Source organism: Streptomyces sp. NBC_00466 (assembly GCF_041433995.1).
In the GTDB taxonomy this organism is placed as follows: domain Bacteria; phylum Actinomycetota; class Actinomycetes; order Streptomycetales; family Streptomycetaceae; genus Streptomyces.
This window is the reverse complement of record NZ_CP107896.1, coordinates 1,108,970-1,124,180: the sequence shown is the minus strand read 5'-3', so window position 1 is coordinate 1,124,180 and position 15,211 is coordinate 1,108,970. Positions and strand designations below refer to the sequence as shown.

The 15,211-nt window shown below is 71.4% G+C and carries 12 protein-coding genes and 1 pseudogene; 9 read left to right on the top strand and 4 right to left on the bottom strand.

Translation table 11 applies throughout. The features are described 5' to 3' along the window. Positions 1-85 precede the first annotated feature (85 nt). Both OG210_RS04905 and OG210_RS04900 read left to right on the top strand, forming a co-directional pair. Positions 86-469 carry a helix-turn-helix domain-containing protein gene (locus OG210_RS04905; RefSeq protein ID WP_164266895.1) on the top strand — a complete coding sequence of 128 codons (384 nt, stop codon included), beginning with the start codon at positions 86-88 and terminating at the stop codon, positions 467-469. Between the two features lie 126 nt (positions 470-595). Beyond that, positions 596-1,066, top strand: a complete 471-nt coding sequence (locus OG210_RS04900; RefSeq protein WP_328332083.1) for a DNA starvation/stationary phase protection protein — start codon at positions 596-598, stop codon at positions 1,064-1,066. 497 nt (positions 1,067-1,563) lie between these two features. Here OG210_RS04900 and OG210_RS04895 read toward each other — a convergent pair whose 3' ends face one another. Next, positions 1,564-2,343, bottom strand: a complete 780-nt coding sequence (locus OG210_RS04895) for an SDR family NAD(P)-dependent oxidoreductase (RefSeq protein ID WP_371535046.1) — start codon at positions 2,341-2,343, stop codon at positions 1,564-1,566. A gap of 191 nt (positions 2,344-2,534) precedes the next feature. Further along, positions 2,535-3,323: pseudogene (locus tag OG210_RS04890) on the bottom strand (DNA-formamidopyrimidine glycosylase family protein); the annotation flags it as partial. Positions 3,324-3,513: 190 nt separating this feature from the next. On the opposite strand from OG210_RS04890, the gene OG210_RS04885 reads away from it, so the two are divergent. Further along, complete coding sequence (locus OG210_RS04885) at positions 3,514-4,407, top strand: LLM class flavin-dependent oxidoreductase (protein WP_371535045.1); 894 nt, start codon at positions 3,514-3,516, stop codon at positions 4,405-4,407. A gap of 62 nt (positions 4,408-4,469) precedes the next feature. On the opposite strand, the gene OG210_RS04880 is transcribed toward OG210_RS04885, so the two are convergent. Beyond that, on the bottom strand, positions 4,470-9,095 hold the full coding sequence (locus OG210_RS04880; RefSeq protein WP_371535044.1) for an ATP-dependent helicase: 4,626 nt from the start codon (positions 9,093-9,095) through the stop codon (positions 4,470-4,472). Between the two features lie 59 nt (positions 9,096-9,154). On the opposite strand from OG210_RS04880, the gene OG210_RS04875 reads away from it, so the two are divergent. The 3 genes from OG210_RS04875 to OG210_RS04865 are packed head-to-tail and all read left to right on the top strand — an operon-like array spanning position 9,155 to position 11,158. Continuing rightward, positions 9,155-10,030, top strand: a complete 876-nt coding sequence (locus tag OG210_RS04875; protein ID WP_371535043.1) for an AraC family ligand binding domain-containing protein — start codon at positions 9,155-9,157, stop codon at positions 10,028-10,030. A 16-nt stretch (positions 10,031-10,046) separates the two neighbouring features. Further along, positions 10,047-10,856, top strand: a complete 810-nt coding sequence (locus OG210_RS04870) for an AzlC family ABC transporter permease (RefSeq protein ID WP_371535042.1) — start codon at positions 10,047-10,049, stop codon at positions 10,854-10,856. Further along, a complete protein-coding gene (locus tag OG210_RS04865; protein WP_328332098.1) occupies positions 10,853-11,158 on the top strand; it encodes an AzlD domain-containing protein in 306 nt (101 codons plus the stop codon). Before OG210_RS04870 ends, OG210_RS04865 begins: the two co-directional genes overlap by 4 nt. Before the next feature lie 66 nt (positions 11,159-11,224). Here the strand turns inward: OG210_RS04865 and OG210_RS04860 are convergent, their stop codons facing one another. Then, a complete protein-coding gene (locus OG210_RS04860; RefSeq protein ID WP_328332100.1) occupies positions 11,225-12,139 on the bottom strand; it encodes a hypothetical protein in 915 nt (304 codons plus the stop codon). 79 nt (positions 12,140-12,218) lie between these two features. On the opposite strand from OG210_RS04860, the gene OG210_RS04855 reads away from it, so the two are divergent. The 3 genes from OG210_RS04855 to recA all read left to right on the top strand — a co-directional run bounded on the left by OG210_RS04855 (position 12,219) and on the right by recA (position 15,208). Beyond that, the gene (locus OG210_RS04855; RefSeq protein ID WP_328332102.1) at positions 12,219-12,413 is read left to right on the top strand and encodes a DUF3046 domain-containing protein; all 195 of its coding nucleotides are present in this window, start codon (positions 12,219-12,221) and stop codon (positions 12,411-12,413) included. Between the two features lie 268 nt (positions 12,414-12,681). Further along, positions 12,682-13,854, top strand: coding sequence for an AI-2E family transporter (locus tag OG210_RS04850; protein WP_328335633.1), 1,173 nt, complete (start codon positions 12,682-12,684; stop codon positions 13,852-13,854). 220 nt (positions 13,855-14,074) lie between these two features. Next, entirely contained in the window at positions 14,075-15,208 is a 1,134-nt protein-coding gene (gene recA / locus OG210_RS04845) for a recombinase RecA (RefSeq protein WP_328332104.1), read from the top strand. Positions 15,209-15,211: the final 3 nt, after the last annotated feature.

Sequence of the window (15,211 nt, the reverse complement as noted above, 5' to 3'; positions counted from 1 at the left end):
ACATCGCTCCCCGCACGGCCGCGGCGCAAGGCGGTACGGTGGGGCGTGAAGGATGCGGCTACGCGGTCCGAGGAGGGAGCCACCGATGATTCTGCTCCGTCGCCTGTTGGGTGACGTGCTGCGTCGGCAGCGCCAGCGCCAGGGCCGTACTCTGCGCGAAGTCTCCTCGTCCGCCCGAGTCTCTCTCGGTTATCTGTCCGAGGTGGAGCGGGGGCAGAAGGAGGCATCCTCCGAGCTGCTCTCCGCGATCTGCGACGCGCTTGACGTACGGATGTCCGAGCTCATGCGGGAAGTGAGCGACGAGCTGTCGCTCGCCGAGCTGGCCGAGTCGGCAGCGTCGACTGAGCCGGTACCTGTGCCGGTACGCTCGATGCTCAATTCCGTTTCCGTGACGTCGGTCACGGGTGTTCCTACCGAGCGGGTAACGATCAAGGCGCCCGCCGAGGCCGTGAATGTAGTAGCGGCCTAGTACGTGCTTTCTGGCTCCGGCCGGTCCTCAGGGGCCGGGCGGAGCCACTTTTCTGCCCTGGGTGTCCGCTTTGTGGATATTTGTGCCATGGTGATGGAAACGTACGAACATATGAGAGGACCTCGCATGTCTGGCGTGAAGAGCTCTCTGTCCGAGGCCGACCTGAAAGTGGTCGGAGATGCGCTGCAGGGCGCACTCGCGGATCTGGTGGATCTGTCGCTGGTCGCCAAGCAGGTGCACTGGAACGTGGTCGGACCGCGCTTCCGGTCGGTCCATCTTCAGCTCGACGAGGTCGTCGACACCGCGAGGCAGTACACGGACACGGTGGCCGAGCGGGCCTCCGCGATCGGTGTGACGCCGGACGGCCGGGCCGCGACGGTTTCCCGGACGAGCGCGATCCGGGAGGTCCCCGAAGGGCGGATCAGTGACACCGACGCCGTGCGGACGCTGGTCGCCGCCCTCGGAGTCGTCATCACGGGCATGCGGGAGCGGATCGCGGCCACCGACGTCCCGGACCCGGTGACGCAGGATCTGCTCATCGGAGTCACCGCTGCTCTGGAGAAGCACGCCTGGATGTACCAGGCGGAGAACGCGTAGCCGTGCGGATACGCGCCGGGCGGGCGCCTCGTGCGCCCTCCCGCCGGGTGGTGGGCCCCGGGTGGCGTCACGGGCGGTGTCACGGCCGGCGCCCCGGGCGGTGTCACCACCGGACAGGGCTCCCGGGTGCTGGGCCGTGCTAGGCCGTGGTGTGCCCGTCCCGGTGCGGCATCGGCGTCAGCCGGAGGAGGCGGCCGTGGTGCGGCGGTGGGTGCCGGCGGTGATGCTGGCTTTAATAGCGGGCGGTATGTGGTGGTGGGCCGTCCTGCGAATGGTGCTGGCGCCCGGTGAGTCCGGGCCGCTGGAGGGCGCTGTCGCCGTCGGAGGGTGGGGGCTGAGTCTGCTGCCGGTGCACGTGGTCGAGCTTCCGGGCGGCCGTTCGCCGGCAAGGCGGCGGGTACGTTCCCCGCGCTCCGCTGGGGCGTGGCGGCGCGGGTCTGCTGCGCCCCGGTCTGTTCTGACTCGGTCTGCCGTGCCTCGGTCTGTTGTGCGCCGGTCTACCAGGGCATGGCGACGCCGCCGTTCGGGCGCAGGATCTGACCGGTCGTGAACGCGGCGGCGTCGGACGCCAGATGCAGTACGGCGTGCGCGATCTCCTCGGGTGCGCCCACCCGGCCCAGCGGCGACATCCGGGACATCAGGGCCGCGGTGTGCGCCTGGGCCTCGCTGTTGTTGTGCCGCTCCGTCATGGGGGTACGGATCCAGCCGGGGGCGACCGCGTTGACCCGGATTCCGTGTGGGCCCACCTCGGTCGCGAGTGTCTTCGTCAGCTGGAAGACGGCCGCTTTCGTCACGCCGTAGCAGAGCAGCCCCGGGCCGCCGGTGTCCACGGCGCCCGACGCCATCGTGACGATGCTTCCCGCCGTACCCGTCGCGATCATGCTGCGGGCCGCGGCCTGGCAGGCGTACAGAACGCCCTTGAAGTTGACGGCGAGGACGCGGTCCAGATCCTCGTCCCGTGTCTCCAGGACCGGACTGCTGTGCATGATCCCCGCGACTGCCGCCAGTACATCCAGTCGGCCCGAGGTCGTGGCGGCCGCCTCGACGGCTGCCTCCACGGCGCTGCGGTCGGAGACGTCCAGTGGGTGCGGATGCGCGGCGCCGGCCGCTCCGGCGATCGCGGACACGGTCTCGCGCAGCCCCACTTCGTCGCGGTCGGCGCAGTGGACGGTGGCGCCCGCTTCCGCCAGGAGCACCGCGCTGGCGCGGCCGATGCCGCTCGCGGCGCCGGTGATGAACGCGGTGCGGCCGGTGAGGTCGTACGCCGTGACGGGCATGACGGGACCGTACGACTGAATCTGACGGCCCGTCAACTAGGGGTGGGCGGGGTCTGGTGCTTGGTGGGGGTGGTGGGTCTGGTGGGATCTGTGAGGTTGCTGGGGGTGGTGGGTCTGGTGGGATCTGTGAGGTTGCTGGGGGTGGTGGGTCTGGTGGGATCTGTGGGGTTGCTGGGGGTGGTGAGGGTGGTGGGGCTCATTTGGCAGGTGGGGCACCAGTACGTCGGGCGTTCACGGCTGCCGTTGCCGCTGTCGGTCCGGTTGGCCCGGCGTACGGAGGTGCCGCAGCGCAGGCAGGGGCGGGGTGCGCGTCCGTAGACGTACAGGCGTTGATTCGGCCGGCCCGTCGTGGTGCGGACGGGGCGGTCGCGGTTGGCCTCCAGGAGCTTCTTCGCGACGGTCACCGCCCTTTCCGGCCGGGGGAGTTCACCGACGGGCAGCCAGGGAGTGGCGCGCAGTACGAAGCAGATCTCCGCTGCGAAGACATTGCCGATACCGGCGAGGTTGCGCTGGTCGAGGAGGGCTTCGATAAGCGGCCGGCCGGGGTCTGTCAGCAGATTGGTGAGTGCTCTGCCCGGTTCCCAGTCGGGGCCCAGCAGGTCCGGGCCGAGGTGGCCGACGACCGTGCTCTCCTCGGCGGTCCGCAGCAGTTCCAGTACGGGGAGGCGGTAGCCGACGGCGGTGGGCCCGGCGGTTCCGACGATGGCGCGGATCTCGTGCGAGGGGCCGCCGTGCCAGCGCTCGCCCGGTGCGTAGACCTTCCAGGCGCCGTCCATCCGCAGATGGCTGTGCAGGGTGAGACCGCCCTCGACGCGCATCAGGAGGTGTTTGCCGCGCGGGGTGACGTCGAGGACGGTGCGCCCGGTGAGGTCGGCGGTGGCGAACCGGGGGACGCGCAGGTCGAACCGGGTGAGGGCGCGGTCGGCGAGCGCCGTGTGCAGCCGCCGAGCGGCCTGGTGGACGCTGTCTCCTTCGGGCATGTCTCCATGATGCGGGCTCTCGGGTGTGGGGTGGGGCTTGCCGGGGGCCATGTTGGCGCTGCGCGTATTTGCCAAGTGGAACACCGTTCCGTATCGTTACTGGAACGATGTTCCGTTTTCCTGTCCCGGTCGTGACACCGGCGGCGCTCCTGCCCCGGCGCTGCCGACACTGAAAGGAGCCAGTGGCCCCATGCCGCCATCACCTCAGCCCAGTTTCGGGATCATGACCGCCCCCTCGCAGGTCGACTACGACGACATCCTGCGGGTCTGGCGCGAGGCCGACACGATCCCGGAGATCGAGCACGCATGGCTCTTCGATCACCTCATGCCGATCGGAGGCGACCCGAACGGGGTGGCCTACGAAGGGTGGACGCTGCTCTCGGCCCTCGCCGCGCAGACCCGACGGCTTCGTCTGGGTGTGCTCGTGACCAGCAACCGCTTCCGCCCTCCGGCGATGCTGGCCAAGATCGCCGCGACCGTCGACGTCATCTCCGGCGGACGGCTCGACTTCGGCATCGGCGCCGGCTCACGGCCCGGTCACCCAGTGGCCCGGCGCGAGTACGAAGCACATGGCCTGCCCTTTCACGACGCCGCCCACGCCGTCGCCGGTCTCGCCGAAGCGTGCACGGTGATCCGGCGGCTGTGGACCGAGCCGGAACCGTTCGACTTCCACGGCGCCCATATCCAGCTCACCGGTGCGTTCGGCAACCCCAAACCCGTTCAGCGCCCGCACCCGCCCGTCCTCATCGGCGGACGCGCGTCCTCGACGCTGCGTGTGGTGGCCGAGCATGCCGACCTGTGGAACTACCCCGGCGGCGACATCGACGACGCCGTCGCCCGTGGCGCACTGCTGGACCGCTACTGCGCCGAGATCGGGCGCGATCCCGCCACGATCACGCGCTCGCTCGTGCTGCCCGTCTCCTACACCGATCCCGGCACCACCCGGGACGCGATCGGCAGAGCGACCGTGGCCGGTTTCCGGCACATCGTCCTGGGACTGGCGGCGCCCTACCCCGCCGGGGTCGCACGGTGGGTCGCCGACGAACTCATCACCGCGTCGGCCCAGGAACACGACTCGGTATGACGTCCGCTGCAGCAGCAGGCTCGCACTGATTCAGGGGCTCACTGATTTCAGGGATGCCGCAGTCAGGCTCTCAGCCGCAGCCCCCTTGGGGTGGCGACGAAACCGGCTGCCTCCAGGGTCCGGCCCAGGTCGGAGGTGAGGGCGGACGCGCCGTTGGTGCGCTCCACGGTCACGGTGCCCAGCGCCCCCGAAGCCGCCGCTGCGGCGAGCGCCTGTCCTGCGGCCAGCAGCCCGGGGTGGTCGGGCTCGGTGGGCCAGGCCAGCAGGCTCTTTCCGCCGCGCTCCATGTAGAGGATCAGCTCTCCGTCCACCAGGACGACCAGAGCCCCCGCCTTCCGGCCGGGCTTGTGGCCCACCCCGCCCGGGGACTCCGGCCAGGGCAGCGCCGCTCCGTACGCGTTCGCCGGATCCGCCGCGGCGAGCACCAGTGCCCGGCCCGGCGCCCCTGAATCCGTACGGTCGCGGGCGGTGGCCGCCGCGCGCAGCCGGTCCACCGCGCCGTCCATCGCGAACTGGGCCGCGCCCAGGCCCTCCACGACATAGCCCCGTCGTGCCTGCCCGCTGTCCTCGAACGCGGAGAGGATGCGGTAGACCGCGGAGAAGCCGCCCTCGACACCCTCGGCCGATACCGCGCCACGGGTGACGACACCGTGCCGGTCCAGGAGCGTACGGGCCAGGGCGTGTGCGCGGTGGGTCGTCTCCGGCTCGGCGGCCGGGAGCAGGGACCAGCGGCCCGCCACCGTCGGCGGGCCGGTCCGCGAGACGGGGCGCGCCGCCGCGGTGAGGGTGCCGTACCGCCCCCGCGGGACCGTCCGGCGGGCGCGGTGGGCGGTGGAGCCCGCCGTCCGGCCCGAGCCGAGCAGGGAGCGGAGCGGGGCCAGGGTGTCGTTGGTCAGCCTTCCCGACCAGGCCAGGTCCCAGATGGCGTCGGCCAGTTGGGGATCGGTGCAGTCCGGGTGGGTGGTGGCGCGGACGTGGTCCTTGAGCTGGCGGAAGAAGAGTCCGTAGCCGGGGGCGAGGGCCTGGAGCACGGACTCGTGCAGCGCGCTCAGTTCCAGCGGATGGGGTGGTGGGACGAGCAGCGGTGCGCTGTCCGCGAGGAAGAGGGAGATCCAGCCGTCCTTGCCCGGCAGCGCGCCCGCACCCGCCCAGACGACCTCGCCGGTGGTGGTGAGTTCGTCGAGGAGGGCCGGTGTGTAGCCGGACACCCGCGATGGCAGGATCAGTCTCTCCAGCGCGGAGGCGGGGACGGGCGCCCCCTGGAGCTGCTCGACGGCGCGCGCCAGGCCGTCGATGCCCCGCAGGCTGCCGGCCCCGAGGTGCTGCCACTGCGGCAGGAACGAGGCGAGTGCCTCGGGCGGTACCGGTTCGAGCTCCTCGCGCAGGGCCGCGAGGGAGCGGCGGCGGAGCCTGCGCAGCACCGTGGCGTCGCACCACTCCTGGCCGATGCCGGACGGGTGGAACTCGCCCTGGACCACCCGGCCCGCCGCGGCGAGCCGCTGCAGCGCGCCGTCCGTGACCGCGCTGCCCAGGCCGAAGCGTGCCGCCGCCGTCGACGAGGTGAACGGGCCGTGTGTCCGTGCGAAGCGGGAGAGCAGATCGCCGAGCGGATCCTTGACCGGCTCGGTGAAGGCCTCGGGCACACCCACCGGGAGCGCGGTGCCGAGTGCGTCACGCAGCCTGCCCGCGTCCTCGATCGCCGCCCAGTGGCCGGTGCCCGCGATACGGACCCGGATGGCCCGGCGGGAGGCTGCCAGGTCGGATGCCCAGTGCGGCTCCGCCCCGCGCTCGGCCAGCTCGGCGTCGGTCAGCGGGCCGACCAGCCGCAGCCGGTCCGCGACCCCCTCGGCGTCCTTGATCCGCCGGTCCTCCGTCAGCCACTGGAGCTCTCGCTCCAGTTCGTCCAGCACATCGGCGTCCAGCAGCTCGCGCAGCTCGGCCCGGCCGAGCAGCTCGGCAAGGAGCCGGGAGTCCAGCGAGAGGGCTGCCGCCCGGCGCTCGGCGAGTGGGGAGTCGCCCTCGTACAGGAACTGGGCGACATAGCCGAAGAGCAGCGAGCGGGCGAACGGTGAGGGTTCGGCCGTGGTGACTTCGACGAGGCGGACGCGGCGCGACTCGATGTCGCCCATCAGCTCGGTGAGGCCCGGTACGTCGAACACGTCCTGGAGGCATTCACGTACGGCTTCGAGGACGATGGGGAACGAGCCGAACTCGCTCGCGACCTGGAGGAGTTGAGAGGCCCGCTGGCGCTGCTGCCACAGTGGTGTCCGCTTGCCCGGGCTGCGGCGCGGCAGGAGGAGGGCGCGGGCGGCGCACTCGCGGAAACGGGAGGCGAAGAGGGCCGAGCTGCCGACCTGGTCGGTGACGATCTGGTTGATCTCGCCCTTGTCGAAGGCGACATCGGCCGCTCCGAGCGGGGCCTGCTCGGTGTCGTACTCGACGCCCGGTGCGGCCGGATCGCCGTCCAGCAGGTCGAGGCCCATCAGATCCGCGTCGGGGAGCCGCAGCACGATCCCGTCGTCGGCGTGCATGACCTGCGCGTCCATCCCGTACCGCTCGGACAGCTTGGCGCCGAGTGCGAGCGCCCAGGGTGCGTGCACCTGCGCGCCGAACGGGGAGTGGACGACCACCCGCCAGTCACCCAGCTCGTCACGGAACCGCTCCACGACGATGGTCCGGTCGTCCGGCACATGGCCGCAGGCCCGGCGCTGCTCGTCCAGATAGGAGAGGACGTTGTCAGCGGCCCAGGCGTCGAGCCCGGCAGCGAGCAGCCGCAGCCGGGCGTCGTCCGGAGCGAGGCCGCCCACCTCGCGGAGGAACGCGCCCACGGCGCGGCCCAGTTCGAGCGGGCGGCCCAGCTGGTCGCCCTTCCAGAACGGCAGCCGGCCAGGCACCCCCGGGGCCGGGGTGACCAGCACCCGGTCGCGGGTGATGTCCTCGATACGCCAGGACGTGGTGCCGAGGGTGAAGACGTCGCCCACCCTGGACTCGTAGACCATCTCCTCGTCCAGTTCACCGACCCGCCCGCCGCCCTTCTTGGGGTCGGCGCCGGCGAGGAACACTCCGAAGAGGCCGCGGTCGGGGATGGTGCCGCCGGAGGTGACAGCGAGGCGCTGCGCACCTGGGCGGCCCGTGACCGTACCGGCGATCCGGTCCCACACCACGCGCGGACGCAACTCCGCGAAGGCGTCCGACGGATAGCGTCCGGCGAGCATGTCCAGGACCGCCGTGAAGGCGGACTCGGGAAGCGCGGCGAACGGCGCCGCGCGGCGCACCACCGCCAGCAGGTCGTCGGCCTGCCAGCTGTCGAGAGCCACCATGGCGACCAGCTGCTGGGCCAGTACGTCCAGCGGATTCGACGGGACCCGCAGCGCCTCGATCGAGCCGGTCCGCATCCGCTCGGTCACCACGGCGGCCTGCACCAGGTCCCCCCGGTACTTGGGGAAGACGACACCGGTGGAGACGGCGCCCACCTGGTGCCCCGCGCGGCCCACCCGCTGGAGGCCGGAGGCCACCGAAGGCGGTGACTCGACCTGGATGACCAGATCGACCGCCCCCATGTCGATCCCCAGCTCAAGACTGGATGTGGCCACGACAGCGGGCAGCCGGCCCGCCTTGAGATCCTCCTCGACCTGGGCGCGCTGCTCCTTGGACACCGAGCCGTGGTGGGCGCGGGCGAGCAGCGCGGGCGCGCCCTTGGCGGCGCCCGACTCGGCCATCACCTCGGCGGGGGAGTGGGCTTCCGGCATGATCTCCCCGGTGGCCCGCTCGTACGCGATCTCGTTCAGCCTGTTGCACAGGCGCTCCGCCAGCCGGCGGGAGTTGGCGAAGACGATCGTCGAGCGGTGCGCCTGGACCAGATCCGCGATGCGCTCCTCGACATGCGGCCAGATGGAGGGCTTCTCCGCCTTGTCCGGGTCCGTGTCGGATGCCGGGGAACCGCCCAGCTCACCGAGGTCCTCGACGGGGACGACCACCGAGAGGTCGAACTCCTTGCCGGAGGGCGGCTGCACGATCTCGGCCTTGCGCTGCGGCGAGAGATAGCGGGCGATCTCGTCCACCGGCCTGACCGTCGCGGACAGTCCGATACGGCGGGCCGGGCGCGGCAGCAGCTCGTCCAGCCGCTCCAGGGACACGGCGAGATGCGCACCCCGCTTTGTGCCGGCCACCGCGTGGACCTCGTCGAGAATCACCGTCTCGATGCCTGCCAGCGCGTCACGCGCGGACGAGGTGAGCATCAGGAACAGCGACTCGGGGGTGGTGATCAGGATGTCCGGCGGCCGGAGAGCCATCGACCGGCGCTCGGCGGCGGGGGTGTCGCCCGAGCGGATACCGACCCGCAGATCGGGCTCCGGCAGCCCGAGGCGCACCGACTCCTGGCGGATGCCGGTGAGCGGGCTGCGGAGATTGCGCTCGACGTCCACGGCAAGCGCCTTGAGTGGGGAGACATACAGGACCCGGCAGCGCTTCCTGGCTTCGGCGGGCGGTGGCGCCGACGCCAGCTGGTCGAGGGCGGCCAGGAACGCGGCGAGCGTCTTGCCGGAGCCGGTCGGGGCGACGACCAGCACATCGGACCCGGCACCGATCGCCCGCCACGCACCGTCCTGCGCCGGGGTGGGCGCGGTGAAGGCCCCCGTGAACCAGCTACGGGTCGCGGGGGAGAAGGAGTCGAGCGCTGACCTCACCATGTCCCCATCGTGCACCCCACCACTGACAACCGCCCGGACCTGGGGAAACAATGGAAGTCATGGAGCCAAGGGGAACACCGGCGCCGGGTGGCGAGGAGCGGGCACGGCACTGGCAGCTCGACGAGCTGCCGGGGGTCGATCTGCTGCACGCCCGCTACATCCGCAAGTCCTTCCCCCGGCACACACACGAGTCGTTCGTCCTGGCCGCGGTCACCTACGGCGTCGAGGCGTTCCACTACCGCACCGAGCTGGTCAGGGCGGGGCCGGGCCAGCTCGCTCTGGTGAACCCCGACACCGCGCACACCGGGTTCGCCGGCGTGCCCGAGGGCTGGATCTACCGCACGCTCTATCCGTCCGCCGAACTGATCGCCGAGGTCGCCACCGATATCAGCACCCTGAGCGGTCCGGTCGGTTTCACCTCGCCGGTCGTCGACGATCCGGAGGCCGCGCGCCTCGTCGTCGGAGTACACCGGGCAGCCGAGGAGGGCAACGCACTGGCCGCCGACAGCCTGCTGCGGCTCGCCGTCGCCCGGCTGTTGCGCAGCCACGGGGGCGGGCTCCCCGAGCGTGCGCCGCGCAGCGCGGGCGCCGCGAACGCGGCCCGCGCACGGGCCGTTCTGGAGGAGCGGATGGCGCGGCCGCCGTCCCTCGACCGGCTCGCCGCCGACCTCGGCACCAGCCCGTTCGCCCTGCTGCGCGCCTTCCGGGCGGCGTACGGCATGCCGCCGCACACCTGGCTCACCGACGCGCGGGTACGGCGGGCCAGACACCTCCTGGACGCGGGGACGACACCAGCGGAGACGGCCGCCGCTGTCGGATTCACCGACCAGCCGCATCTGAACCGGCATTTCAGCCGGATCGTGGGGGTGCCGCCGGGTGCGTACCAGCGGGGCCGCGCAAGAACGTACAAGACGGGGCCCGGACGTTCCTCGTAGCGTCTGCCCGGTGGCAATGGATCGGACAGCACTCACGGATTCCGGCACAGGTCCGGAACAGCGAGCGGACTCGGCCGTCATCAGGGACGCGCTCGGTGTCGGCGTCGCGGTCGGGCTCTCCGGGTTCGCCTTCGGTGTGACCTCGGCGGGCTCCGGCCTCAGCCTGCTGCAGACCTGTCTTCTCAGCCTGCTCGTCTTCACCGGTGCCTCACAGTTCGCGCTGGTCGGCGCGCTGGCGGCGGGAGGCAGCCCGTTCGCGGCCGCCGCGGGTGCCTTCTTCCTCGGTGTCCGCAACACCTTCTACGGGCTGCGGCTGTCCCAGCTACTCGCCCTGCCGCGCGCCGTACGGCCCTTCGCCGCCCACTGGGTGATCGACGAGACGACCGCAGTCACCCTCGCCCAGCCGACCCGGCGTGCGGCCCGGATCGGATTCACCGCCACGGGCCTGTCCCTGTACGTGCTGTGGAACCTCACGACGCTGCTCGGAGCGATGGGCGCGCAGGCGATCGGCGACACCGGTGCCTGGGGCCTCGACGCGGCCGGGCCCGCGGTCTTCCTGGCCCTCCTCGCCCCCATGCTGCGGACGCCGACGGAGCGGGCGGTGGCCGGGCTCGCCGTCGTACTGGGCCTCGGGCTGCTGCCGCTGGCGCCCGGCGGGGTGCCGGTACTGATCGCCGCGCTCGCGGCACCGGCCGTGCTGCTGCTCAAGGGGCGCAGCGTCAGCGGTACGACCGGGGCGCCGATGCGGTTCCGGAGCGGCCGGACGGACCGGAAAGGCCCGAATGACCACGAAGAGACGGAAGAGAAGAAGGGGCAGGAGCGTTGAGCGTCTGGATCGCGATCGGGGCGACGGCCATCGGCTGCTACCTCGCCAAACTGCTCGGTCTGCTGGTCTCCGCAGGGACACTCGAGCGACCGGCCGTCAAGCGGCTGTCCTCGCTGCTCCCGGTCGCGCTGCTGGCGGCCCTCACCGCTCAGCAGACCTTCGCGAGCGGCAACCACCTCGTGCTGGACGCGCGAGGCGCAGGGGTCGCGGGGGCGGCGCTCGCACTGGTGCTGCGCGCCCCCTTCCTGGTGGTCGTCGGGGTCGCCGTGGCGGTGACCGCCGGCGTACGCGCACTGGGTTGAACCCGGCGTTCCGGACGCCCGCCGCCCGCGCCCCGCACCGCTGTGCGCGGGGGCAGGGGCGGGCGGTCAGGCGAGGTCGCGGCCGTGGGCCCGGAGCGTCAGCAGCGCCTGGACCGTCACCATGGGCCGCGCCTCGATCTGCGGACCCGGCGCCCAGGCACGCCAGTTGACCGGCCAGCCGCCGTCCTCGCGCTGCTCGCCCGCCAGGAAGTCCAGCGAACGGGCCATCTCCTCGTCGGTGAACCAGCCGCGCGCCAGGGAGCCGGGCACGCGCGCGTAGTCGTACGGAAAGTGCTGTTCCCCCGGCGCGTACCCCGGCGCGACCGGATACGATGCGCGGTCCTCCGGGTCCAGCACGGCCAGCCGCTGCTCCCGCACCTGCCGGCCGAGCCGGTCGGCCGCCGCCTCGGCCCGCGGCCGGTCGGGGACGCCGTCCAGGAAGGCGACAGCCGCCTGGATCTCGTACGGATGGGAGTGCTCCAGCGCGTCGACCGCGTTCCAGCAGAACTCGGTCGCCCGGAAGAGCCAGGCGTGCCAGACCTCGTTGCGGTGCAGCACGCCCACCACGGGCCCGGTGGCCAGCAACTCGCTGGGCGGGTCGTCGACGACCGGGATGAACGGCGCGCACGGATAGCCGCGCTGCGAGGGGTGGACCGCGGGCAGCGCGCCGTCCCTGGTGGACACCTCGGTCAGATACCGGCACACCCGCTCCACCCGCATACCGCCGCAGCGCCCCACCGAGTCGAGTACGTGCAGCGCGTGCGCCGTGTGCAGCGGCTGGCTCACCGGGCCGCGCAGATCGGGTTCGAGCGCGTGTCCGTACCCGCCGTCCTCGTTGAGATGGGCGGCGAGCGCGGCCTCCACCGCGTCGGCACGTCCGTCGAGGAAGTGGTACGCGAACCGCCGCTGTTCCAGCACCCGGGCCGTCAGCCAGATGAAGTGCTCGGCGCGTGCGAGAGGAGATGCTCCGGTTCCAGCCATGTTCCGAAGGTAGAGCGGAAAGAGCCCAGGGCAAGGGCGGCGGGCGAGGCTGCACTCTCAGGGGCTGGATACTGAAGTCATGCGGTTGACGATTTTCTGGGAGCGAATGGCGGACCACTTCGGCGAGGGGTACGCCGATTCGTTCGCCCGCGACCATGTGATGGCGGAGCTGGGCGGCCGTACGGTGCACGAGGCACTGGCCGCCGGCTGGGAGACGAAGGACGTCTGGCGGGGCGTCTGCGCGGCGGCGGGCATCCCCGAGGACCGGCGCTGAGCGCAGCCGGGTCCGGGGCGGGCGCCCGCGCTGTCACACGGGTACGCGAGACTGGGCCTGTGCCACCGACCGCCTGTGCGACTACCGACCGATGACCGATGAGACTGCCGAGGACCAGATGACCCCGGACGAGACCGCCGCGGACCGGACGACCGCCGACCGGACGACCGCGGACCGGACGACCGCGGGCGGGATGACTGAGGACCGGGCCCCGGGCGCCGAGCCGCACCCTCCCGCCGCCGGGCATGGCACGCAGGGCCGTGCGTCGATGCCCCGCTGGCTGCCCAAGGCGATGGTGCTCGCCCTCGCCCTCATCGCCTGCTTCCAGCTGGGCAGCTGGGCGTTCTACCAGCTCATCGGGTTGCTGACCAACATCCTCATCGCGTTCTTCCTGGCTCTCGCGATCGAGCCCGCGGTGGGACGCATGGCGGCGCGCGGGATGCGCCGAGGTCTCGCCACCTTCCTGGTCTTCTTCGCGGTGGCGCTCGCGGCGGCCGGTTTCGTCTTCCTGCTCGGCTCGATGCTGGCCGGCCAGATCGTGGACATGGTCGAGGAGTTCCCCAAGTACCTGGACCTGGTGATCAACTGGACCAACCACTCCTTCCACAGCGAGCTGTCGCGGGTGCAGGTCCAGGACAGCCTGCTGCACTCGGACTGGCTGCAGAAGTACGTCCAGAACAGCGCGAGCGGTGTGCTCGACGTGTCGACCACCGTGCTGGGCGGCCTCTTCCGGCTTCTGACGATCTTCCTGTTCGCCTTCTACTTCGCGGCCGACGGGCCACGGCTGCGGCGCGCGCTGTGCTCCGTACTGCCGCCGTCGAAGCAGACCGAGGTGCTGCGGGCCTGGGAGATCGCGGTCGACAAGACGGGCGGCTACCTCTACTCGCGCGGTGTGATGGCGCTGATCTCCGGCGTCGCGCACTACATACTGCTGGTCGCGCTGAATGTTCCGTACGCCCCCGCGCTCGCGGTGTGGGTCGGCCTCGTCTCCCAGTTCATCCCGACCATCGGCACGTACCTGGCGGGCGCCCTGCCCATGCTGCTCGCCTTCACGGTGAACCCCTGGTACGCGCTGTGGGTGCTGGTCTTCGTGGTGATCTACCAGCAGTTCGAGAACTACGGGCTCCAGCCGAAGCTCACGGCCAAGGCCGTCGACATCCACCCCGCGGTGGCCTTCGGATCGGTCATCGTGGGTACCGCGCTGCTGGGGGCGGTCGGTGCGCTGATCGCCATTCCGGCGGTGGCGACCCTCCAGGCGTTCCTGGGCGCCTATGTGAGGCGGTACGACGTGACGGACGATCCGCGCGTCCACGGCAGGCGCGGACCCCGTGACGTGGCGGGGCTCCGGGACGCGGCCACGGCGCCCGCGCGGCTCAGGGACTCCCTGTTCCAGGGGCGGGTCCCGCGACCGGGGAACGGCGCCGAGGACACCGACGGCTGAACATCCGTGTGGTGCGCTTGACAGTAAAATCGAACAGCCGTTCTTATGGGGTTCTGGCCCGGTACTCGGACGAACCGTCGACTGTGTTCTCCACTGCGTTGTCCACCGAGTTGTCCGCCACGTTATCCACAGGTGGGACGGGCTTCGGAGCCCATTGTCAGTGGCAGGGGTTAGCGTCATTGACGTGAAGCGATCGACTCAAGCAAATCGGGTGGAACCCATGGCAGCAGGCAACGACCGCGAGAAGGCGCTGGACGCCGCTCTCGCCCAGATTGAACGGCAATTCGGCAAGGGTGCGGTGATGCGCCTGGGCGAGCGGCCCAACGAGCCCATCGAGGTCATCCCCACCGGGTCGACCGCCCTCGACGTCGCGCTCGGTGTCGGCGGTCTGCCGCGCGGCCGGGTGGTCGAAGTGTACGGACCGGAGTCCTCCGGCAAGACGACGCTGACGCTGCACGCGGTGGCGAACGCGCAGCGGCTCGGCGGCCAGGTGGCCTTCATCGACGCCGAGCACGCACTCGACCCCGAGTACGCGAGGAAGCTCGGCGTCGACATCGACAACCTCATCCTGTCCCAGCCGGACAACGGCGAGCAGGCGCTGGAAATCGTCGACATGCTGATCCGTTCCGGCGCGCTCGACCTGGTCGTCATCGACTCCGTCGCGGCTCTGGTGCCGCGTGCGGAGATCGAGGGTGAGATGGGCGACTCGCACGTGGGTCTGCAGGCCCGCCTGATGAGCCAGGCGCTCCGCAAGATCACCGGCGCGATGAACCAGTCCAAGACCACCGCGATCTTCATCAACCAGCTCCGCGAGAAGATCGGCGTCATGTTCGGCTCCCCGGAGACCACCACGGGTGGCCGGGCGCTGAAGTTCTACGCGTCGGTACGGCTCGACATCCGCCGGATCGAGACGCTGAAGGACGGCACCGACGCGGTCGGCAACCGCACCCGGGTGAAGGTCGTCAAGAACAAGGTCTCGCCGCCCTTCAAGCAGGCCGAGTTCGACATCCTCTACGGCCAGGGCATCAGCCGCGAGGGCGGCCTGATCGACATGGGTGTGGAGAACGGCTTCGTACGCAAGGCGGGCGCCTGGTACACGTACGAGGGCGACCAGCTCGGACAGGGCAAGGAGAACGCCCGGAACTTCCTGAAGGACAACCCCGATCTCGCCAATGAGATCGAGAAGAAGATCCTGGAGAAGCTGGGCATCGGTGTCAGGCGGGAGGCCGAGCTCGGAGCCGAGCCGGGCACGGACGCCGCAGGCGCCGTCGTGGCCGACGAGGCAGCGAAGACGGTTCCCGCTCCGGCCGGCGGCAAGGCCAAGACGGCCAAGACCGCCGCAGCCAAGAGCTGACCC

Bases quoted from the DNA above. Each gene is read 5' to 3' on its own strand.
- recA (WP_328332104.1), top strand. From the start codon at position 14,075: ATGGCAGCAGGCAACGACCGCGAGAAGGCGCTGGACGCCGCTCTCGCC.
- OG210_RS04875 (WP_371535043.1), top strand. From the start codon at position 9,155: ATGGAGCCAAGGGGAACACCGGCGCCGGGTGGCGAGGAGCGGGCACGG.
- OG210_RS04850 (WP_328335633.1), top strand. From the start codon at position 12,682: ATGCCCCGCTGGCTGCCCAAGGCGATGGTGCTCGCCCTCGCCCTCATC.
- OG210_RS04870 (WP_371535042.1), top strand. From the start codon at position 10,047: ATGGATCGGACAGCACTCACGGATTCCGGCACAGGTCCGGAACAGCGA.
- OG210_RS04885 (WP_371535045.1), top strand. From the start codon at position 3,514: ATGCCGCCATCACCTCAGCCCAGTTTCGGGATCATGACCGCCCCCTCG.
- OG210_RS04895 (WP_371535046.1), bottom strand. From the start codon at position 2,343: ATGCCCGTCACGGCGTACGACCTCACCGGCCGCACCGCGTTCATCACC.
- OG210_RS04900 (WP_328332083.1), top strand. From the start codon at position 596: ATGTCTGGCGTGAAGAGCTCTCTGTCCGAGGCCGACCTGAAAGTGGTC.
- OG210_RS04905 (WP_164266895.1), top strand. From the start codon at position 86: ATGATTCTGCTCCGTCGCCTGTTGGGTGACGTGCTGCGTCGGCAGCGC.
- OG210_RS04855 (WP_328332102.1), top strand. From the start codon at position 12,219: ATGCGGTTGACGATTTTCTGGGAGCGAATGGCGGACCACTTCGGCGAG.
- OG210_RS04860 (WP_328332100.1), bottom strand. From the start codon at position 12,139: ATGGCTGGAACCGGAGCATCTCCTCTCGCACGCGCCGAGCACTTCATC.
- OG210_RS04880 (WP_371535044.1), bottom strand. From the start codon at position 9,095: ATGGTGAGGTCAGCGCTCGACTCCTTCTCCCCCGCGACCCGTAGCTGG.